This is a genomic window from Pseudarthrobacter sp. NPDC092419 (genome assembly GCF_044755045.1).
Taxonomy (GTDB): Bacteria; Actinomycetota; Actinomycetes; order Actinomycetales; family Micrococcaceae; genus Arthrobacter.
This window is the reverse complement of sequence record NZ_JBIVQF010000002.1, coordinates 347316-366256: the sequence shown is the minus strand read 5'-3', so window position 1 is coordinate 366256 and position 18941 is coordinate 347316. Positions and strand designations below refer to the sequence as shown.

The 18941-nt window shown below is 67.2% G+C and carries 17 protein-coding genes, 1 tRNA gene and 1 other RNA gene; 10 read left to right on the top strand and 9 right to left on the bottom strand.

The window, feature by feature from the left end; all coding sequences use genetic code 11:
* Window position 1 precedes the first annotated feature (1 nt).
* On the top strand, window positions 2–1003 hold the full coding sequence (locus ACIQC0_RS05130; RefSeq protein ID WP_400533081.1) for a sugar phosphate isomerase/epimerase family protein: 1002 nt from the start codon (window positions 2–4) through the stop codon (window positions 1001–1003).
* A gap of 34 nt (window positions 1004–1037) precedes the next feature.
* Window positions 1038–1571, top strand: coding sequence for a GNAT family N-acetyltransferase (locus ACIQC0_RS05125; RefSeq protein ID WP_400533079.1), 534 nt, complete (start codon window positions 1038–1040; stop codon window positions 1569–1571).
* A gap of 31 nt (window positions 1572–1602) precedes the next feature.
* On the opposite strand, the gene ACIQC0_RS05120 is transcribed toward ACIQC0_RS05125, so the two are convergent.
* A complete protein-coding gene (locus tag ACIQC0_RS05120; RefSeq protein WP_400533077.1) occupies window positions 1603–3765 on the bottom strand; it encodes a glycogen debranching N-terminal domain-containing protein in 2163 nt (720 codons plus the stop codon).
* Window positions 3766–3819: 54 nt separating this feature from the next.
* Window positions 3820–4881: a glycosyltransferase family 4 protein gene (locus tag ACIQC0_RS05115; protein ID WP_400533075.1), complete on the bottom strand. Its 1062-nt coding sequence runs from the start codon at window positions 4879–4881 to the stop codon at window positions 3820–3822.
* Between the two features lie 180 nt (window positions 4882–5061).
* Between ACIQC0_RS05115 and ACIQC0_RS05110 the strand changes: the two genes are divergently transcribed.
* Entirely contained in the window at window positions 5062–5754 is a 693-nt protein-coding gene (locus ACIQC0_RS05110) for a DsbA family oxidoreductase (RefSeq protein WP_400533073.1), read from the top strand.
* Between the two features lie 39 nt (window positions 5755–5793).
* Window positions 5794–6441 carry a TetR/AcrR family transcriptional regulator gene (locus ACIQC0_RS05105; protein WP_377216620.1) on the top strand — a complete coding sequence of 216 codons (648 nt, stop codon included), beginning with the start codon at window positions 5794–5796 and terminating at the stop codon, window positions 6439–6441.
* A gap of 66 nt (window positions 6442–6507) precedes the next feature.
* Here ACIQC0_RS05105 and ACIQC0_RS05100 read toward each other — a convergent pair whose 3' ends face one another.
* Both ACIQC0_RS05100 and ACIQC0_RS05095 read right to left on the bottom strand, forming a co-directional pair.
* Window positions 6508–7173, bottom strand: coding sequence for a LytR C-terminal domain-containing protein (locus ACIQC0_RS05100; RefSeq protein WP_400533071.1), 666 nt, complete (start codon window positions 7171–7173; stop codon window positions 6508–6510).
* Window positions 7166–7465, bottom strand: coding sequence for a type II toxin-antitoxin system VapB family antitoxin (locus ACIQC0_RS05095; protein WP_377216618.1), 300 nt, complete (start codon window positions 7463–7465; stop codon window positions 7166–7168). The genes ACIQC0_RS05100 and ACIQC0_RS05095 overlap by 8 nt, the downstream gene beginning before the upstream one ends.
* 146 nt (window positions 7466–7611) lie before the next feature.
* On the opposite strand from ACIQC0_RS05095, the gene ACIQC0_RS05090 reads away from it, so the two are divergent.
* Both ACIQC0_RS05090 and ACIQC0_RS05085 read left to right on the top strand, forming a co-directional pair.
* Window positions 7612–8538, top strand: coding sequence for a hypothetical protein (locus ACIQC0_RS05090; protein ID WP_400533069.1), 927 nt, complete (start codon window positions 7612–7614; stop codon window positions 8536–8538).
* Between the two features lie 244 nt (window positions 8539–8782).
* Window positions 8783–10198, top strand: coding sequence for a stealth family protein (locus tag ACIQC0_RS05085; RefSeq protein ID WP_377216744.1), 1416 nt, complete (start codon window positions 8783–8785; stop codon window positions 10196–10198).
* A 70-nt stretch (window positions 10199–10268) separates the two neighbouring features.
* Here ACIQC0_RS05085 and ACIQC0_RS05080 read toward each other — a convergent pair whose 3' ends face one another.
* The 3 genes from ACIQC0_RS05080 to ACIQC0_RS05070 all read right to left on the bottom strand — a co-directional run bounded on the left by ACIQC0_RS05080 (window position 10269) and on the right by ACIQC0_RS05070 (window position 13132).
* The gene (locus tag ACIQC0_RS05080; RefSeq protein ID WP_400533067.1) at window positions 10269–11192 is read right to left on the bottom strand and encodes a phosphodiesterase; all 924 of its coding nucleotides are present in this window, start codon (window positions 11190–11192) and stop codon (window positions 10269–10271) included.
* A 115-nt stretch (window positions 11193–11307) separates the two neighbouring features.
* On the bottom strand, window positions 11308–11790 hold the full coding sequence (locus ACIQC0_RS05075; protein ID WP_400533065.1) for a glutathione peroxidase: 483 nt from the start codon (window positions 11788–11790) through the stop codon (window positions 11308–11310).
* Window positions 11753–13132, bottom strand: a complete 1380-nt coding sequence (locus ACIQC0_RS05070) for a M23 family metallopeptidase (RefSeq protein WP_400533063.1) — start codon at window positions 13130–13132, stop codon at window positions 11753–11755. The genes ACIQC0_RS05075 and ACIQC0_RS05070 overlap by 38 nt, the downstream gene beginning before the upstream one ends.
* Window positions 13133–13311: 179 nt before the next feature.
* Here ACIQC0_RS05070 and ACIQC0_RS05065 point away from each other — a divergent pair, with 179 nt between their 5' ends.
* Window positions 13312–14232: an oxygenase MpaB family protein gene (locus ACIQC0_RS05065; RefSeq protein WP_377216613.1), complete on the top strand. Its 921-nt coding sequence runs from the start codon at window positions 13312–13314 to the stop codon at window positions 14230–14232.
* Window positions 14233–14289: 57 nt separating this feature from the next.
* On the opposite strand, the gene ACIQC0_RS05060 is transcribed toward ACIQC0_RS05065, so the two are convergent.
* Together ACIQC0_RS05060 and ACIQC0_RS05055 are read right to left on the bottom strand one after the other, a co-directional pair.
* Entirely contained in the window at window positions 14290–14664 is a 375-nt protein-coding gene (locus tag ACIQC0_RS05060; protein WP_400533060.1) for a VOC family protein, read from the bottom strand.
* Window positions 14665–14933: 269 nt separating this feature from the next.
* A tRNA-Ser gene (locus ACIQC0_RS05055) sits at window positions 14934–15018 on the bottom strand.
* A gap of 299 nt (window positions 15019–15317) precedes the next feature.
* Between ACIQC0_RS05055 and ACIQC0_RS05050 the strand changes: the two genes are divergently transcribed.
* The 3 genes from ACIQC0_RS05050 to ACIQC0_RS05040 all read left to right on the top strand — a co-directional run bounded on the left by ACIQC0_RS05050 (window position 15318) and on the right by ACIQC0_RS05040 (window position 18909).
* On the top strand, window positions 15318–15644 hold the full coding sequence (locus tag ACIQC0_RS05050) for a hypothetical protein (RefSeq protein ID WP_377216870.1): 327 nt from the start codon (window positions 15318–15320) through the stop codon (window positions 15642–15644).
* A 64-nt stretch (window positions 15645–15708) separates the two neighbouring features.
* Window positions 15709–15805: signal recognition particle sRNA small type (gene ffs, locus ACIQC0_RS05045), an RNA gene on the top strand.
* Between the two features lie 50 nt (window positions 15806–15855).
* Entirely contained in the window at window positions 15856–18909 is a 3054-nt protein-coding gene (locus tag ACIQC0_RS05040) for a DNA polymerase III subunit gamma and tau (RefSeq protein ID WP_400533058.1), read from the top strand.
* Window positions 18910–18941: the final 32 nt, after the last annotated feature.

Here is an 18941-nt window from a genome sequence, read left to right as displayed (position 1 = left end):
CATGCCCCGCCCGTTTACCCTGTTCACCGGCCAGTGGGCCGACCTCCCCTTCGAGGAAGTGGCCAAACTCGCCTCCGGCTGGGGCTACGACGGCCTCGAAATCGCCGTCTCCGGCGACCACCTGGATGCCTGGCGCTGGGACGAGTCCGGCTACGTCGAGTCCAAGCTTGCCGTCCTGGAGAAGTACAACCTCAAGGTGTGGGCCATCTCCAACCACCTCACCGGCCAGGCCGTGTGTGACGACCCCATCGACTTCCGCCACCAGGCCATCGTCCGGTCGAAGGTGTGGGGCGACGGTGATCCGGAGGGCGTCCGCCGTCGTGCGGCCGAGGAAATGCAGCACACCGCCCGGCTTGCCAAGGCACTCGGCGTGGACACCGTCGTCGGCTTCACCGGCTCCGCCATCTGGCAGTATGTGGCGATGTTCCCGCCCGTCCCGGAGAAGGTCATCGACGCCGGCTACCAGGACTTCGCGGACCGCTGGAACCCCATCCTGGACGTCTTCGACGAGTGCGGCGTCCGTTTCGCCCACGAGGTCCATCCCTCCGAGATCGCCTACGACTACTGGACCACCGTCCGCACCCTCGAAGCGATCGGCCACCGGGAAGCGTTCGGCCTGAACTGGGACCCGTCGCACATGATGTGGCAGGGCATCGACCCCGTCTCATTCATTTGGGACTTCAAGGACCGGATCTACCACGTGGACTGCAAGGACACGAAGATCCGCCAGACCGGCCGCAACACGGTCCTGGGCTCGCACCTCGCGTGGGGCGATCCCCGCCGCGGCTGGGACTTCGTCTCCGCCGGCCGCGGGGACGTGCCGTGGGAAGCGTCCTTCCGGGCCCTGGCCGCGATCGGGTACGACGGGCCGATCTCCGTCGAATGGGAGGATGCCGGCATGGACCGCCTGCACGGTGCCCCCGAGGCCCTCGCCGCGCTGAAGAAGTACGACTTCCCGGCTTCCACCGCTTCCTTCGACGCCGCCTTCAGCTCCAAGGACTGACGTACCCTGATAGGCGACACGGGAAAGGGAGGACATGGGCCACACCATCCGAAGGGCAAGAGCGGACGACGCCGGCGCATTGGCTGCCCTTGCCGCCGTCACCTTTCCGCTGGCCTGCCCGCCGTCGTCGTCACCTGAGGATATTGCCGCGCACCTTGCCGGAACGCTGAGTGAAACGCACTTTGGGCAGTATCTCGCGGACCCGGACACCATCGTCCTGGTCCTTGATTCGGACGGCACGCTGAATGGATACAGCCTCCTGGTCAACCGCCCCGCGGCCGACCCGGACGTGGCTGCCGCCCTGACCCTGCTGCCGTGCGTGGAACTAAGCAAGTGCTACGTCCACCCGCAACACCATGGCCTGGGCGCCGCCGCGGAACTCATGCAGGCCAGCCTGTTGGCTGCCACCGAGGCCGGCGGAGCGGGCATCTGGCTGGGCGTGAACAGCCAGAACGCCCGGGCCGTCCGCTTCTACGAAAAGTCCGGTTTCCGGAAGGTGGGAACCAAGACGTTCAGGCTGGGAACCGCCGTCGAACACGATTTCGTAATGGAACGGTCCCTGCCCTGAAAATATCTGCCCTGCTGCGCCTCGGCTGAATCTATCGGCCGGCCTTAAGGCCTGTGCCATGCCCGCCCAGCAGGTCCTCGAGCGGCGGCCGCGGTTCGCTGCGGAAACGCAGGCCGGGCGGCAGGCCCTCGATGGTGCCCTCCGCGCCGTTGGCGGCGATGGTGATCCGGCTGGTGTCCAGCAGGACGTTTTCCGCCCGGAACTCCCCAAAATCCCGGTCCAGGATGGGGGCCAGGTGCACGACGCCGCGGGTGAAGTCGGGGTCGAACCGGAGGAGGATGCGGGCCAGCTGCACCGGAGCGGCCGCGGCCCACGCCTGCGGCGAGCACGCCGTGGGGTAAGGCACCGGGCCGGGGTATTCGCCGCGGTCGAAACCGCAGAACAGCTCCGGCAGGCGGCCGTCGAAGTGCTCGGCGGCGTCGAAAATGGCCTGTGCCACGCGCCGGGCTTCCTCCACAAAGCCGTAACGCATCAACCCCGTGGCCACCAGCGCCGTGTCGTGCGGCCAGACGGAGCCGTTGTGGTAGCTGACGGGATTGTAGGCGCCCATGTCGGAGGCAAGCGTCCGGATCCCCCACCCCGTGAACATCTGCGGGGACATCAGGTGCTCCACCACCTGCGCGGCTTTGTCCTCGTCCACGATCCCCACCCACAGGCAGTGGCCGATATTGGAGGTCAGCGCGTCAACAGGGCGCTTGTCTTTGTCCAGCGCCTCGGCGAAGTAGCCCTTCTCCGGCAGCCAGAACTTTTCGTTGAACGCCTTCTTCAGCTCCGCGGCGCGTCCCGCCCAGTGCTGTTCCAGCTCCTGGTCCCCGCTCCACCGGGCCAGCTGCGAACGGCCCACATAGGCAGAGTAGACATAGGCCTGCACCTCGCAGAGGGCGATGGGCGCCTCCGCCATGGTGCCGTCAGCAAAGTTGATGCCGTCCCAAGAGTCCTTCCAGCCCTGGTTGACCAGGCCATGGTCGTTGGGGCGCAGGTACTCCACAAATCCGTCGCCGTCACGGTCACCGTAGTTGTCGATCCACTCAAGCGCCCGGTCGGCATGGGGCAGGAGGGACTCGATGATGTCGGCCGAGAGGCCCCATCGGCTCAGTTCACCCAGGAGGCCAACAAACAGCGGCGTGGCGTCAGCCGTGCCGTAGTAGGCAGTGCCGCCCAGCGACAGGCCCGCGGTGATGCCCAGCCGGACCTCATGCGGAATGCGGCCCGGTTCTTCCTCTGAATCGTTGTCCACCTTGGTCCCCTGGAGACCGGCGAGGGTCTGCAGGGTGCCGGCGGCAAGATTGGGGTCCACCATCAGGGACATGTAGGACGCCAGCAGCGAGTCGCGGCCGAACAGCGCCATGAACCACGGCGCACCGGCAGCCACCGCTGCGCGGTCCGGGTGGTGGGGGTCGAAGATACGCAACGAACCCAGGTCGCTCTGGCTGCGGTTCAGCGCCGCCTGCAGGTTGCTGTCCCCTACCGTGACGCGCGGGACGTTTTGCTCCCAGTCCCGGTGCCGCCGCACTCCCTGCCGGTGGTGCGGCTGCCCGGATTCGGTGAATGCCTCCGCCGGGGCCTCGCCGTTGATCAGCGGCACGACGATGACGCTGGTGGCCCACTTGCCGCGGGCCGGGACCGTGGCCCGGAAGCGCAGCCCGTCGGTCATGACGTCCGCGCCCTTGGCCCGGACTGCGGTGCCGCGGCGCTGCCCGTTGCGGCTGGTTTCGATGACCAACTGGCCGTCCTGGACCGTGCGGGAAGGCCGCGGACCGTCCGAGGTGCGGCCGCCCTTGACGTCGAAGAGGTCCGCCTGGTCCGCATCCAGCAGCAGCTCAATTTCGCACTCCACCGGCTCACCCGAATAGTTCTCCAGGGTGATGTCGTCCTGGAGTCCCGGGCCGATGTGCCGCACCTGGCGCACCACCAGCGGGCTGTCGAACCGGCCGTCCGGCCATTTGGCCCGGCCCACGAACGTAGCCCCGAACGGCTGGGGCCGCTGGGCCACCAGCGGTTCGCGCAGCGAGCCGTTGATGCGCAGGACCCACCGGGAAATAATCCTGGTGTCCTGGAAAAACGCGCCGTTCGTACCGCCGTCGGAACTGATGTCACCGCTTCCGGACGAGATGCAGAACGAGGAGCCCTCCACCACGGTGACCGAACCGGTCTCGGAAGCGGCGGCCTCGGTATCTTCGTTCCATGCGGTCATGAACGGTGTTCCTCCTCAAAGTCGGGTAAGTGCCGGCGGACCAGCGCCTGCACCTTATTGATTCTGGTGCACACCAACAGCATCGGGAACCCCTCCCGGGCCCTTACCCCCAAGAAGTTCGCGGAAAAGCTCCAGATGCTCGCTGACCATGCGCTCCTCGCTGAAGCGCTGCTCCGCAGTATTGCGGCACAGCTCCCGGCTGAGCCCCGCTGCTGCCGGCACGAATTCCGCCAGGTTCTCCGTCGCACCCAGGAATCCGGTGCGGCCGTGCTCCACGATTTCCGGCGCTGAGCCGATGCGAGTACCGATCACCGGGGTGCCCGTGGCAAGCGCCTCGATCATCACCAGCCCGAAGGGTTCGGACCACTGGATCGGATTGAGGAAGGCCAGGGCTTCGCCCATCAGCGCGTACTTTTCCCCGTCGCCCACCTCGCCCACGAAATCCTCATTGGCGCCCAACAGGGGTTCAATCACCTCGCGGAAATAGCGCAATTCGTCGGGCTGGCGCATCTTGACGGCGATCCGCAGCGGCATCCCGGCGCGGCGGGCGAGCATGATGGCCTCGAGCAGCCCCTTGTCCGGGCAGGACCGTCCCACGAAGCACAGGTAACCCCCGCGTCCGGACCCCACCGGCACCGCCTGCACGTCCATGCCGTGGTGGATCACCCGGGATACCGGGACGTCCGGGGCATGGGAGGCCTGGTCACGGGAGATCGCGATGATCGCCGAATCCCTTGCCATGGCGCGGTAGATATCCACGGCCTGCGCGTGCAGCGGGCCGTGGATGGTGGTGGCCACTGGAACCTCCCGCGGCCGGTGGAGGTACAGCGGCCCGGCCAGGGTGTGGTCATGGATGATGTCCATGCCGCGAAGCCCTTGGTATGCCCGGGCCACGTGGCTGAGCTCCGACATCGTGCAGCCCAGTTCCTCCACCGCGGCCGGACGCATCCCGGGCGCCAGCCGGACGGGACAGGTGCTGTCCGACGGCGCGGCCAGCACCACCTCGTGGCCTGCGGCGGCGAACCCGCGCGCCAGGCTGTCCACTACTCGTTCGATACCACCGTATGTAGGCGGTGGGACAGGAATCCATGGTCCTGCAACCAGTCCAATCCGCATCCCAGGCCTCCCAGGATCATGACTGGCCGGGCCCCCAGTTGGCCTGGCATCTATGCCGTGGGCCACTGCTTGACCTACACCCGACTATTGCCCACCATCCGCCGCGCCGCAAAGCCCGCTGTGGTGGAAGTAACAGGACGACGGCGGAATGGCCGCCGGCGCAGGCCCGTTAGCTTAATCATGAAGATCGAGATCTGGTCAGACGTCGCCTGCCCGTGGTGCTACATCGGCAAGCGCCGGTTCGAAGCTGCCCTGGCCGAATTCGACCACAGGGAGTCCGTGGAGGTCACGTGGCGGAGTTTCCAGCTCGATCCCACCCTCCCGGAGCACTACGACGGCACCGAGCTGCAGTACCTGAGCACCCGGAAGGGGCTGGCCCCGCAGCAGGTCTCGCAAATGTTCGAACACGTGGCCGAACAGGCCGCAGGAGTGGGCCTGAACTACCGCTTCGACAAGGTGGTGGTCGCCAACAGCTTCACTGCGCACCGGCTGCTGCACCTTGCCGCCGCCCACGGGCTGCAGGACGCCGCCAAGGAACGACTGCTCAGCGACCACTTCGAGCACGGCAAGGACATCGGCAGCCGCGAGTACCTGACCGAACTGGGCGCTGACCTCGGCCTGGACCCGGCGGACGTCGAAGAGCTGTTCACCACCGACAAATACGCCGACGAGGTCCGGGCGGACTTTGACGAGGCCCGCACCCTGGGCATCAGCGGCGTCCCGTTCTTCGTGCTGGACCGGAAATTCGGACTGTCCGGCGCGCAGCCCAAGGAAACCTTCACCGCAGCCCTGAACCAGGCCTGGAACGAAGCCAATCCCCTGGTCATGGTCGGAGCGGGCGAGGCCTGCGGTCCGGAAGGCTGCACCCCCTGACGCAGAATTTTTGGTGACACATCGCGGTAAAGTGTCCGTATGCCAAGGATTTCAGCGGCGAGCAACGCGGAGCAACGCGCGGATACCCAACGCCGCATCCTCACGGCCTTCGGCGAGCTCCTCTTCTCGCACGGCCTTCCGGGCCTGACCATGACGGACGTCGCCCGGCACGCCGGGATCGGCCGCACCGCCGTGTACAACTACTATGCGGACATCGAAGAGTTGCTCATCGCCTACGCCCTGGATGAGACCGAAAAGTTCCTCACCGAGCTCCGTGACTCCCTCGCCCGGCTCGAGAACCCCGTGGAGCGGCTCGCCCTGTACGTGCGCGCCCAGGTGGTGGACCTCAGCCGCCGCCACCTCCCGCCGGGACCTGCCATGGGGGCGGTGCTCTCGCCGTCGTCCTTTGCCAAACTGGCCGACCACGTGGGCGAGCTGAGCGTCCTGCTGCAGGGCATCCTGCGCGACGGGATGGAGCAGGGTTACCTGCCCCCGGCGGACGTGGGGCAGCAGGCCCAGCTGATCCTTGGGACGCTGTCCTCAAGCGCGGCACGCGGCAGCGACGAGCCGGCGGAACTGGAGGCGCGGGTGGCGCGCACGGTGCGATTCATCCAGCAGGGCGCGGGAGCAAGGTTCGACGACGACGGCCGGCCCGTGCGGCTCGGCCCGCCTCCCGCCGCCAACTGACGTTGCTCTATCACCTGTAGTCCCTAAGAGGCCCTTTTGGGAACCAAAACTGATAGAGCAACGCTGTCAGCCGGCTGCCGCGGACGGAACCACCGGCCACTTGTCGTCGTCGGCGACGCGCCGGCTGTCGCGCGGGCAGCTGAGGGTGCCGGGAGTCTGGTCCACCAGGTCCGGCGGCGTGAGCGCACTGTATTGCTGTGCCAGGATCACGTCCACGCTGCCGTCCGTCCGGCTGTCCTGGAAGTAGTCAGACCCGGGCAGGTGCCGCTGCACGGTAAATGCCGCGGACTGCCCGGCCGCGCCGGACACCACCGCGGCGACGCCCCGGTAGTTGGCTTCGGTGTTGGCCACGGCCCCCACCACGAACTTGCGGGCCAGGAGCTCCTTGCCCACTGTCCCGGCCAGGCCCGGCCGGCTGGTGGAGTTGAACACATTCACGTTGACCTTGTCCGGGGACACGTAGTCGAAGGTGGCGTCGGGGCAGGTGGAAACGGTCTCTTCCGCCGGGCCGGCCGTGGGGATTTTGAGTCTTTCGTCCAGCACGGCGAGCGCGGTGATGATCCCGGCCGCGATGAGGCCCAGCAGCAGGACCAGGACAACGCCGTGCAGGGCCCGGCGCCGGACCCGCGCGGTCTGGTCTGCGCGGGCTGCTTCGAACGTTGCGCGCAATTCAGGGCCGGTGACCACGTGGTGGCCGTGGAGGATGCTGGGATCCTGCACTTTCCTAGCCATCAAGCACCAGGACCCGGGCGTGGATCGCGGTGCGCTGGTGCAGCGCGGTACGGACGGCACGGTGCAGCCCGTCCTCCAGGTAGAGCGTCCCTTGGTACTGGACAACGTGCGGGAACAGGTCGCCGAAGAATGTTGAGTCCTCGGCCAGGAGTGCTTCGAGGTCCAAGGTGCGCTTGGTGGTGACCAGTTCGTCCAGGCGCACCGGACGTGGCGGCAGGGCCGCCCAATCCTTGGGCGTGTTGTAACCATGGTCGGGGTAGGGGCGTCCCTCGCCCACAGCTTTAAAGATCACCCTGCCACCCTAGGCAAGCGGCAGGCCCGGGGAAAGCATCATCCGCGGCCCGGCGCCAGGTTGTAGCCAAAAGGTAACCATGTCACACGCGGCGATCTTCGCCGTCGGAGCCTTCCGGTGCTGTCACCGGCTGACAGAATAGGTGCATGACCTCGGATTTTCCTGCTGTTCCCGCGCCCGGAACCACCTTGCCGGCTACGCCGCCGCTCGCGCTGCTGCTCGACGTCGACGGCCCCATCGCCAGCCCCGTCACCCGGGACGTCACCGACGGGATCATCGGTGACCTGGTGGCGCTGGCCGCCGCCGGCATCCCGGTGGTCTTCAACACCGGCCGGTCCGATGCCTTCATCCGCCAGCAGGTCATGGAACCGATGATCGAGGCAGGAATTCCGTCCGGCACCGTCATCCACGCCGTGTGCGAGAAGGGCGCGGTGTGGTTCAGCTTCACCTCTGCCGGCCCGGGCCCGGTCCATGTGGACCACGACCTGGCCGTCCCGTCCGCCTATGGCGATGACGTGCGGCGGCTGGTGGCCGAGGACTACGCAGCGCACATGTTCTTCGACGAGACCAAGCGCGCCATGGTCTCCGTAGAGCAGCACATCGAGGTCCCCAACGCCGACTATCTGGCAGAGCAGGCACTGTTCGACGCCGAGGCCATGGAGCTGATGGTCCGCCACGGCCTGGGCGTGGTGCGGCTGGATCACCATGCGCCCAATTCCGACGACGAGGTGGACTACCGCGTGGATCCCACCATTATTTCCACAGACATCGAGTCGGTGCGGCTGGGCAAGGATCTTGGTGCCAGCCGCGCGGTGGAACTGCTCGCCGCCCAGCACATCACCCCGCAGGCGTGGCGGACGGTGGGAGATTCCCGCACCGATTACGCCATGGCCGACTGGCTCCACCACAACGACCACCCGGTCAAACACGTGGACGTCCGCCCGGCCGACGGGGTCCCGGTCAAGCCCTACACCATTCTCACCGCCGCCGACCTGGGGCTGCCGGACACGGTGATCCACGACGACGCCGGCGCGGCCTTCCTGCGCAGCTGGCGGGAGGCGCTGGGCATCTGAGCCCCTTCCGGACAGGACTATCATCCAAGTAAGAACATTTACCCCTCACAGCACGGAGCCCACCATTACAGAAGCAGCGGTCCAGGACGAGGTCTACTACGGCGCCCAGGCGTCAGTGGCGGAGCCATTCCATGACGAAATCACGTCGGCGGCAGCGGAGAAACGCCTCAAACCCCGCCCCGATGTGATCCGCCACAAGGGACGCTATGCCCTGATCAACCACAACCGGACGCCCTACCAGGCGATGGTGGAGGACCTGCTGTTCCTGCGTAACGTGCTGGCGAACGCCGGGCTGGCATACCTCTTGGTTCGAGGCAACAACGACCGGCCGGTCATCGCCCTGGACTGGAAGGACCGGAAGAAGCTCCGGGCCGCCATGGTGGAGGCGTGCCTCGACGAGCCGTTCTACTCCATGACCGTGGACGCCAAGAAAAAGACCTCGGTACTGGTGGCGGACGGCGAGCTCTCCCCGAGCAGGCAGGCCCGTATCTTCCGCATCTACCGGCCCCGGGTGGAGCCGGAGGGCGGCTTCGAGTTCGGCGCGTCTGCTGGTGTGCAGATCGAGCTGTGGTCGTTCGAAGGTGAAGAACTGATCCTCCCCATTGAGAACTCGCTGACCCGCCGGACCCTCCTGCGGCAGGATGCGGTCCGCGGCACCGTGGAGCGGTACGGGCACACGTGGCCCACCATCGAGAACATGTTCGCGGACCACGCCAGCGACATCAGCTTCGACATCGACCTGGTGTTCTCCTGGGTGGACGGCAGTTCACCGGAGTACATCGCGGCCCGCCGAGCCCAGCAAAAGGACGCGGTCCTGGGCGAGGGCGACGACCACGAAGCCCGTTTCCGGCAGATCAACGAACTCAAGTACGCGCTGCGGTCCGTGTACATGTTCGCGCCCTGGATCCGGCGGGTCTTCATCGCCACCGACTCTCCGGCGCCGGAGTGGCTGGCCGACCACCCCGCCGTGACCATCGTGCGCAGCGAGGAGTTCTTCGCCGATCCTTCCGTGCTGCCCACGCACAACTCGCAGGCCGTCGAGTGCCAGCTGCACCACATCGAGGGCCTGTCCGAGCACTTCCTGTACTCGAACGACGACATGTTCTTCGGCCGCCCCGTCAGCCCGGACCTGTTCTTCACCCCCGGCGGCATCACCAAGTTCATTGAGGCCGAGACCAGGATCGGGCTCGGCGAGAACGCGGCGGAGCGCAGCGGCTTCGAGAACGCGGCACGCGTCAACCGCAAGCTGCTGTGGAACCGCTTCGGCCGGATCACCACCCGGCACCTGGAGCACACTGCCGCCCCGCTGCGCCGGAGCGTCGTGGAGACCATGGAGCAGGAGTTCCCGGAGGAGTTCCGGAAGACGGCGGCCAGCCGCTTCCGGGCCGCGGACAACATCTCCGTCACCAATTCCTTCTACCACTACTACGCGCTGCTGACCGGCCGTGCCGTGACCCAGACAGCGGCAAAGGTCCGCTATGTGGACACCACCATGCGGTCCGGGCTGAACTACCTGCCCAAGCTGCTGGCCAAACGGAACATGGACATGTTCTGCCTGAACGACGGCAGCTTTCCCGAAGTGGACTCCGATGAACGCGCCGCGCTGGTCACGGACTTCCTGGAGAAGTACTACCCCATCAAGGCGCCCTGGGAGAAGTAGCCGCACGACCGCCGTCGTCCGCGCTCACGGGGCCAGCGATCCTGCTCCCGCCGCTGCCGCGGCTCCCGAGCTAGCGCGGCGACGGGACGGTGGCCGTGTGGCGCTGCTTGGCGGTCTCCGGAATGCGGATGCCTGCAGCCTCGAGACGCCGCGCCGTCTCGGCCGGGGTCACGTACTCCCCCACGGTTGCCGAGCTTCCCATTGGAACCACGGAGTGGACGATGGTGTGCTCATAGACGTGGACCAGATTGAATGCCTGCCCGCCGTCCCGGCCGCGGGTTCCGCCCACCGGCACGTTCAGGTCCTGGGTGTAGCAGCTGGCCGAAGCGACGGAGACAGGAATTCCGGCGAACGTGGCGGTGGTCGAGTAGTGCAGGTGGCCGGCCAGGATGGTGCGGACATCGGAATCGCGTACCACTGCGGCGAGGGAGCCCTGGTCCCGGAGCTCCACCAGGACGGACAGGTCCAGCACGGACGGCACGGGCGGGTGGTGCAGGGCCAGGATGGTGCCATCCGGGGCTGGGGTGGCCAGTTCAGCGGCGAGCCATTCGAGCTGCGCGGCGCTGAGTTCGCCGTGGTGGTAGCCGGGGACCGAGGTGTCCATGGTGATGATGCGCAGGCCGTTGATGAAGTAACTGTGGTCCACGGGAGCGTCCGTCCCGGGCTGGTCCAGCAGTCCCTTGCGGAAGTTGGCCCGGTTGTCGTGGTTGCCCATGGCCCAGATGACATCCGCGCCCAGTTCTTCGCAGGCCGGTTCCACGATGGCGCGCAGCTTGGCATAGGCTTCCGGGTCGCCCTTGTCTGCCAGGTCACCGGTAAAGATAACGGCCTCGGGACGCGCGCCTGACTCTTTAACTTCTTCAAAGAGCTGGATGAGCCGGGCTTCGCTGTCAACAGCGCCGTAGAGGGGCTCGGGCCCGCCTACCAGATGGGGATCGCTCAGGTGGAGTAGGAAGTGGCGTGGCCGGGGATGTTCGGCCTCGATGTGCTCCATTGCTACCTCTGTGGTCGGTGGGAAGCCGCTCTTCCCTTGTACCCTTCAGTAAGGTTTATCCAATCAGACATTCGGTAAATTTTGGGCAAATTGCGGCTTCCTTTGTGGAAAAAAGTTAAAGCAGTGCCTCTATGGCGTCGATGACCTGGGCCGAATCGGGTTCGACGGTGGGTGCGAACCGGGCAGCCACCCTTCCGTCCCTGCCCACCAGGAACTTTTCGAAGTTCCACTTCACCAGGCCTGGCAGCGGTCCGTTCTTGAATTTGGTCAGTTCCGCGTAGAGCGGATGCTGGGCCCTGCCCCGGACGTCGGCCTTGGCCGTAAGGGTAAAGGTCACACCGAAATTGCGCTGGCAGAACTCCGCAATTTCACTGTCACTGCCCGGTTCCTGCCCTGCGAACTGGTTGCACGGCACCCCCAGGATTTCGAACCCGCGGTCCTGGAACTTTTCGTAGAGCGCTTCAAGTCCCGTGTATTGCGGAGTAAACCCGCATTGGGAGGCGACGTTTACCACCATCACGACTTTCCCCCGGAACCGGCTGAAATCCGTGCCGGTTCCGTCATTCAGCGTCAGGGGTATCTGGTACAGGGATGTCACAGGCTGCGTCCTCACGAAGTTGTCCATACTCATGGTTCGTAACTGGCAGTCCAGCGTACTGGTCCCGGCTGGGAATTCCCTGACCGCACTTCGAGGGGGCAGTTGTCTCACGGGCAGCGGACGACGGCGGCGCCCCCTTCCCTGCGACGCCCGGCTTGGGTGATGGCTCGGGGGGCAGCGGTTCCGCGGGGGCCGGTTCTACCGGGGGTGACTCTGCCGGGGGTGACTCTCCCGGGGGTGACTCTGCCGGAGCTGGCTCCGAGGGTTCGGTGGGTTCCGGCTGGGCAGGGGCCGCGGGGGCAGGGTCGGGTTCCGCCGGAGGCAAGTCAGGTGCAGAGGATGGCACAGGTGCGGGTTCTGCTGTTGGTGACGGGGCAGCCGATAGCGGCGCGGATGCGTTTGGTGGAGGCGCCGCCGATGGTGGCGATGCCGCCGGAGGGGCGGGCGCCGTCGTCGTACTTCCAGGTAGGGGCGGCACGCCCCAAGGTGCGTAACCCGCTGTGCTGACCCCGGGATGATCGTCCCAAGATGGTCCGCCCGGCCTGGCCGGCGGCAGGCCGGCGAGCGCCGACAGCGGCAGGAGTATCCAGGACAGGGGGCTGACGTGGCGCCCGTTGAGGATGGTTTCGAAGTGCAGGTGGCAGCCCGTGGACCACCCCGTGGAGCCGACGCGGGCGATGGCCTGCCCGGCCCGCACCACGTCGCCGGCACGGACAGTGCTCGAATCCAGATGGTTGTAGGTGGTGATGAGCCCGTTGCCGTGGTCCACCTCCACCCGGTTCCCGCCGCCCCAGGGATGCCAGCCGGCGGCGCGCACCAAGCCCGAATCGGCGGCGTAGACCGGCGTGCCGCACGCGGCCGCATAGTCCTGGCCGAGGTGGAAATCTCCGGGCAGGCCGCTGATCGGGCTCGCCCGGAGACCGAACGGGGACGTTGGCACCAAGACCTCCAGCGGGGCCAGCAGGTAGCCGGCAGGCAGCCTGACCGTTCCGGCCGGCATGACCGTGAGCCCACTCGGGTTCCGTGCGTTCCGGGCGTCCGGGCCCCGGGCTTTTGAATCCCGCAACGGAATTCCGTCGGCAGCCACCGCCGTGCGCGGGAAGTCAAGCGCCGCACGGTGGTCTGCGGTGAGGGCGGCAGGCAGCATTCCGGCACCCACCACGCCGGCGGCGTGCCGTCCGGTCCCGGCCACGACGGCCGGCACGCCTGGCTGGGGCGCCGGCCCGTTGCCGTTCCCGCCCGGCAGGATCAACATGCCCAGGGCAAGGGACAGTGCACCGGCTGCGCCGGCACGGGCGACGGCACGCACCGCTTCCGGAATGCGCGCGGCATTCCCCGGCAACTGCCGGCCCTTTTCGGCTCTGTTGTGACCCCGTACCTTGCCCAACCGATTGACTCCAGGACGTGTCGGCCCGCACGCTGTCTCGACGGTAATTTCCATGGGACCACACGCTTCGGCGCCGTGGGAACCCCTTCGGGAATCATGTGGATATCCGCGCTCCCGCCTGACCACAATGATGTATGCGAGGACTGTTTCGGATCTGGCGGGACGAACTGAGGAAGACGTTCACAGGCAAATCGGACACCCCGCCCGAGTGGGCGCTGCGGCTGGCCGACGGGGACGACGCCGGCTATCACCTGCCGGGCTCAGCGGTGTGGGCCGTGCATGGCTCCATGTCCACGATCGTCGCCGGAATCCGCACCCTCCTCATGCAGTCCCTGCACCCCGGGGCACTGGCAGGCGTCCACGAGCATTCCGACTTCCGCGCGGATCCGCTGGCGCGGCTGGCCGCCACCATCCGCTGGATCTTCACCGTGACCTACGGCTCCCGGGCCGCTGCGGAAGAGGCTTCCCGCCGGGTCCGCGTGCTGCATGGGCCGGTGCAGGGCAGTTACCGCGGGAATGACGGGAGCCTTCGGGACTACAGCGCCAACGATCCCGTGCTCGGGGCGTGGATCCACCTGGCGTTCACGGACGGGTTCCTGGCGGCACACAGGATCTGGGGGAAACCGATTCCCGGCGGACCCGACGCTTACGTCCGGGAGTGGTCGCAGGCCGGCAGGCTCATGGGCGTCGCTGGTCCGCCGATGAGCGAGGCGGAGCTGCGCCGGCAGCTGGATGACTGGTACCGCAGCGGCGAGCTCCGGGCGGACGCCCGCGTGGCCGAAACCGTGGAGTTCATCCGGAACCCGCCCCTGCATCCCCTGCTGCGGCCGGGCTACCGGGTCCTGTTCGCAGGCGCGGTGTACAGCCTGGAGCCCAGGTTCCAGCGGATGCTGGGGCTGACTCCGCCGCGGCTTGGCCCGTTCCCGCTTCCGGTGCGGCTTGGCACCCGGGCAGTCCTCGGCGTCGTCCGTCTCATGCTCGGACCGAGGGGCCCCAGTGAACTGGCCGCCCGGGAACGGCTCCGCCGCCTCGGAGTGCCCGCAGCCGACGCCTGAGAGCGCTGCGCACGACGCGGTCCCAGAATGGGGCGGGGTTTCAGGGTAGAGGCGGGCTCAGGCGTCCAATCGCTTGCGGAGGAGGCAGAACTCGTTGCCCTCGGGGTCGGCGAGGACGTGCCATTGCTCGTCACCGGTCTGTCCCACATCGGCCGGCCGGGCGCCCAAGGCCAGCAGCCGGTCCAGCTCCGCAGCCTGGTCCCGGTCCACAGGGTTGACGTCAATGTGCAGCGGCAGCTTCCCCGTCCGCGGATCGATGCTGGGGCTCAGGATGATCGTGGGCTGCAGGCCGCCGAATCCCTCCGGCGGTCCAATCTCGATGGCACCCCCTTCCCGGCCAAGCTCCACATAGCCAAGGACGTCGCTCCAGAAGCGGGCGAGCAGTTCGGGGTCGGAGCAGTCGAGGACAAGTTCGCTGATTCGGCATGACATGGGCCCAGTGTACGGAGCCCGCAAGCCGGGAAACAGGTCCTGCGGCGTCGGGTTTCGACGCGCAAACTTGTGGCCGAGGCGCATCCTCGCTGTCGACGCCCACATATGGGGCGCGTCAGGGGACATGCGCAGCGCCCTTGAATATGCGCGTCGAAAACAGGACGGACTTTGAAAGGGCCCGGACAACAAGAACACCCCCGGTCCGAAGACCGGGGGTGTAACCGATGACCCGACTCATCCGTGAAGGATGTCTCGACTCATCACATGGGCGGAGAATGGGGGATTTGAACCCCCGAGGGCGTTAACCCAACACGCGTTCCAGGCGTGCGCCATAGGCCGCTAGGCGAATTCTCCAGTTGCTTCTGAATCAAAAGCAGATACTAGAGTACCTGAAGATTCCCGCATCGCCCAATTGAGGGGCCAGAGGCCGTTGCGGTGGTCCTTAACGCGGAAATGGACGCCCCCAATGCGCCCACTTCGCGGCACACCGTTGAGCTGCCGGGTCCGCCCCCGCCTTCCAGGCCCTGCGGCTCACAACCTTGAGATTGCCCCATTCGGTGTACATACCCATGATCAGTGGTGTTAGCGGGATAAGCAACGATTTATCCCGGAATGCGGTGATTCGTGGAACGCGATGTTGCACGATGGAAGCCATGACGGAGCTGCATGCACTGGTGATCTATGTCCCTGCTTCCCACACTGAACGGATCCTGGCCGCTGTCGGAGACGCCGGAGCGGGACGGATCGGTGATTACTCGCACTGCTCCTTCGTCACCCCGGGAACCGGCCGCTTCACACCGCTGGAAGGAGCGGACCCCTATTTGGGCAGGGTGGGCAGCCCCGAAACGGTGTCCGAGGACAGGGTGGAGTGCGTCGTGGAGCAACCCCTGCTCGCGGCGGTAGTGGCCGCGCTGCGGGCAGTCCACCCCTACGAGGAACCGGCATTCATGACCTGGCCGGTAGACGGCTGGCGCCGTTGAAGTGCGGCGGAGCACCACGGGCCAATCCGATTCGAGTCACACCCGGATCTCGGGTAAAGTATCTGACGGCCCCTCATGTGGCGTCATCCTGTTGAACTCCCCCAGGACCGGAAGGTAGCAAGGGTAAATGGGCTCTGGCGGGTGCATGGGGGGTCTTTACTATTCCCCCACAGGGCGGCAGGTTGTCAGCCCGGATTGGTAGGGTTTCTCTGTGACCGTTACTACCGCCCTCTACCGCAGATACCGTCCGGACTCCTTCGCCGACGTTATCGGGCAGGAACACGTCACGGAGCCGCTGATGACGGCTCTGCGGAAAAACCGGGTCAACCACGCATATCTTTTCTCCGGTCCCAGGGGCTGCGGAAAGACCACTTCAGCCCGCATTCTGGCCCGCTGCCTCAACTGCGCCCAGGGTCCCACAGACACCCCCTGCGGCACATGCCCCAGCTGCGTTGAACTGGCCCGCGGCGGTTCTGGTTCCCTGGACGTCATCGAGATCGATGCCGCGAGCCACGGCGGCGTCGATGACGCCCGGGATCTCCGCGAGCGCGCCACGTACGCCCCGGTCCGCGACCGGTACAAGATCTTCATCATCGACGAAGCCCACATGGTGACTTCGGCGGGATTCAACGCCTTGCTGAAAATCGTCGAAGAGCCGCCGGAACACATCAAGTTCATCTTCGCCACCACGGAACCGGACAAGGTCATCGGGACCATCCGCTCCCGCACGCACCATTACCCGTTCCGGCTGGTGCCGCCGGAACCGCTGATGGCGTACCTGGAGCTCCTCTGCAACCAGGAGAACGTGCCCGTTGCGCCCGGCGTCCTCTCGCTCGTCATCCGCGCGGGCGGCGGCTCCGTCCGTGATTCGCTGTCCGTGTTGGACCAGCTCATGGCCGGGGCCGGTCCCAACGGCCTGGACTACGAGCTCGCCGTCGCGCTCCTCGGGTACACCCACGCCTCGCTGCTGGACGACGTCGTGGAAGCGGTCGCCGCTTCGGATGCCGCCACGGTGTTCCGGGCGGTGGACCGGGTCATCCAGACCGGGCACGATCCCCGCCGCTTCGTGGAGGACCTGCTGGAACGCTTCCGCGATCTGATCATCGTCAAGGCCATGCCGGAGAGCGCCCAGACCATCCTGCGCGGCATGCCCGCCGACCAGATCGCCCGGCTCCAGAACCAAGCGCACAATCTGGGGTCCGCGGAGCTTTCCCGCGCGGCGGACGTCACCAATACCGCCCTGACGGAAATGACCGGAGCCACGTCTCCCCGTCTGCACCTTGAATTGTTGTGCGCACGTATCCTCCTGCCCAGCTCGGAACAGAACGAACGCGGCATCGCCGCGCGGATTGACCGCGTCGAGCGCCGGCTGAGCTACGGAGGGAACGACGTCGGCGCTCCCGCCGCCCAAGGTGCCAGCGCCGAGGCAGGTGACGGGCAGGCGCCGCACACGCCCGGGCCACAGGCATCCGCGCCTGCTGCACCGACGCAGGCTGCACCTGCACCTGCGGCACCTGCACCTGCACCTGCACCTGCACCTGCACCTGCACCTGCACCTGCACCTGCACCTGCACCTGCACCTGCACCTGCACCGAAGGCTACCCCGGCTGGGGAACCTGCCGTACAGCCGGCACCGGAGACCCCGCAGGCAGGTGGCAGGGCTCCCCTGACTCCTCCGCGCGTCAGCACCAATGACTGGCCCGTGGACCAGCCCGCCGCTGCGGCTGCGCCGGCCGCCCAGACACAGCCCCGTGAACCCGACCCGCAAGGGGCGGCTCCCACGCAGCCCACCGCGCCGGCCGCACAGCCCGTGCAGCCCGCGCAGCCCACACAGCCCGCTACGCCTACTCCAGCAGGCCCGTCGGGCGACGTGGAGGTGCTGCGCCGGGCATGGCCGGACGTGCTGCAGACCCTTGCCGGCATCAAACGCAGCACGTGGGCTCTGGTGGAACCGAACGCCCAGGTCAGCGCATTCGACGGCCAGGTCCTCACCCTCGCCTTCGCGACGCCTGGACTGGCCGGTGCCTTTGGCCGGGCCGACCACTCGGAGAACCTCAGGCAAGCCATCCACAAGACGACGGGAATCGACTGCCAGATCAACGCGGCTGCCGGGAACGGTGCTGCAGGGAGCGCTGTCGCGGGCCGGGCGAGCTCTGAGCCAAACCCAAAAGTGGCGGCCAGTCCGGCGGCGTCCGCCGGTCAGACGGCGACGCCTACTTCGGCTGACGTCGCGTGGGGACTGGCTCCCGCCCCTGCCAAAGTTCCCGTCCAGACACCTGCCGGCGCGTCGGCACCGCTGGACAGCACTCGGGTCACCACCGATCCCGTCGCTTCTCCTGCCGCCCAGTCACCTAGACCCGCACCCGCACCCGAACCCTCGCTTTCGCCTGCGCCTGCGGCTGCGCCGAAAACGGAAGCGGAACCGGCACGGGAAGCGGCATCAGTGCCGCACACACCGGCAACGGCCCCACGGGCGGCAGCGACGCCAGCGCCGGAGTCCGGCCCGGCTCCCGCTGCGCAGCCGGCGTCCTTGGCTGGCGACTACTCCTATTCGGATGACGACTGGGGTCCGCCGCGGGACGAGGACGCACCCCCGCTCGAGGAAGAGCCGCCCATGGACTGGGTGCCCTCTTCACGGCAGCGCGCCGAGGACACATCGGGCGCCCAAACAACCCCGTCCCGGCCGGGTGCGGCCAGCAACGGTCCGGAAGCCGATCCCTGGACGCATGCCGTGGAACAAGCTCCAGGTGTGTGGGTGGTCGGTGAGGCCAGTAACGTAGGCAAGCAGCCGCCGTCGAACGTTCCGGCCACGAAAGACCCGGCGCCGGCACCCCACTACGAGCCAGCGACTGCCCAGGTCCCGCCGTCCATTCCGGTGAACCCTTCGGCTGAACCTGCCAGGGAATACGCGATGGCGTCGGCACCCGGCATGGCGCCTGGCCCGTCAACGGCGACGCTGACTGCAACAGCTCCTGCGACCTCCACCGTCATGTCTCCCCCGTCCCAGTCCGAGGCGCGGCACCAGACCCGGCAAAGCCTGTACCAGCGGCTGTCCAACAGCCCCGAAGCCGAAGCGGGCCGGGCCAAGGCTCCGGCCCGTGCAGTCGCCGCGGCCGCCACGTTCGTCCAGGACGTCCCCAGCGCGGATGACGAAACCATCGAGGAGTCGGGCGTGTTCGGCCGGGCCGCGGTGGAGCGTATTCTGGGCGGGAAACTGATTGAGGAACGGTCCGCCGACGGCAGCCCGGTCGCACGCCGCTACTGATGCGCCGCCCACTGACCCGGTTCCGCCCATCC

What these genes read in the sequence shown, in the direction of transcription:
- ACIQC0_RS05130 (WP_400533081.1), top strand. Translation starts at nt 2, where the DNA reads ATGCCCCGCCCGTTTACCCTGTTCACCGGCCAGTGGGCCGACCTCCCC.
- ACIQC0_RS05125 (WP_400533079.1), top strand. Translation starts at nt 1,038, where the DNA reads ATGGGCCACACCATCCGAAGGGCAAGAGCGGACGACGCCGGCGCATTG.
- ACIQC0_RS05120 (WP_400533077.1), bottom strand. Translation starts at nt 3,765, where the DNA reads ATGACCGCATGGAACGAAGATACCGAGGCCGCCGCTTCCGAGACCGGT.
- ACIQC0_RS05115 (WP_400533075.1), bottom strand. Translation starts at nt 4,881, where the DNA reads ATGCGGATTGGACTGGTTGCAGGACCATGGATTCCTGTCCCACCGCCT.
- ACIQC0_RS05110 (WP_400533073.1), top strand. Translation starts at nt 5,062, where the DNA reads ATGAAGATCGAGATCTGGTCAGACGTCGCCTGCCCGTGGTGCTACATC.
- ACIQC0_RS05105 (WP_377216620.1), top strand. Translation starts at nt 5,794, where the DNA reads ATGCCAAGGATTTCAGCGGCGAGCAACGCGGAGCAACGCGCGGATACC.
- ACIQC0_RS05100 (WP_400533071.1), bottom strand. Translation starts at nt 7,173, where the DNA reads ATGGCTAGGAAAGTGCAGGATCCCAGCATCCTCCACGGCCACCACGTG.
- ACIQC0_RS05090 (WP_400533069.1), top strand. Translation starts at nt 7,612, where the DNA reads ATGACCTCGGATTTTCCTGCTGTTCCCGCGCCCGGAACCACCTTGCCG.
- ACIQC0_RS05085 (WP_377216744.1), top strand. Translation starts at nt 8,783, where the DNA reads ATGGTGGAGGACCTGCTGTTCCTGCGTAACGTGCTGGCGAACGCCGGG.
- ACIQC0_RS05080 (WP_400533067.1), bottom strand. Translation starts at nt 11,192, where the DNA reads ATGGAGCACATCGAGGCCGAACATCCCCGGCCACGCCACTTCCTACTC.
- ACIQC0_RS05065 (WP_377216613.1), top strand. Translation starts at nt 13,312, where the DNA reads ATGCGAGGACTGTTTCGGATCTGGCGGGACGAACTGAGGAAGACGTTC.
- ACIQC0_RS05060 (WP_400533060.1), bottom strand. Translation starts at nt 14,664, where the DNA reads ATGTCATGCCGAATCAGCGAACTTGTCCTCGACTGCTCCGACCCCGAA.
- ACIQC0_RS05050 (WP_377216870.1), top strand. Translation starts at nt 15,318, where the DNA reads ATGACGGAGCTGCATGCACTGGTGATCTATGTCCCTGCTTCCCACACT.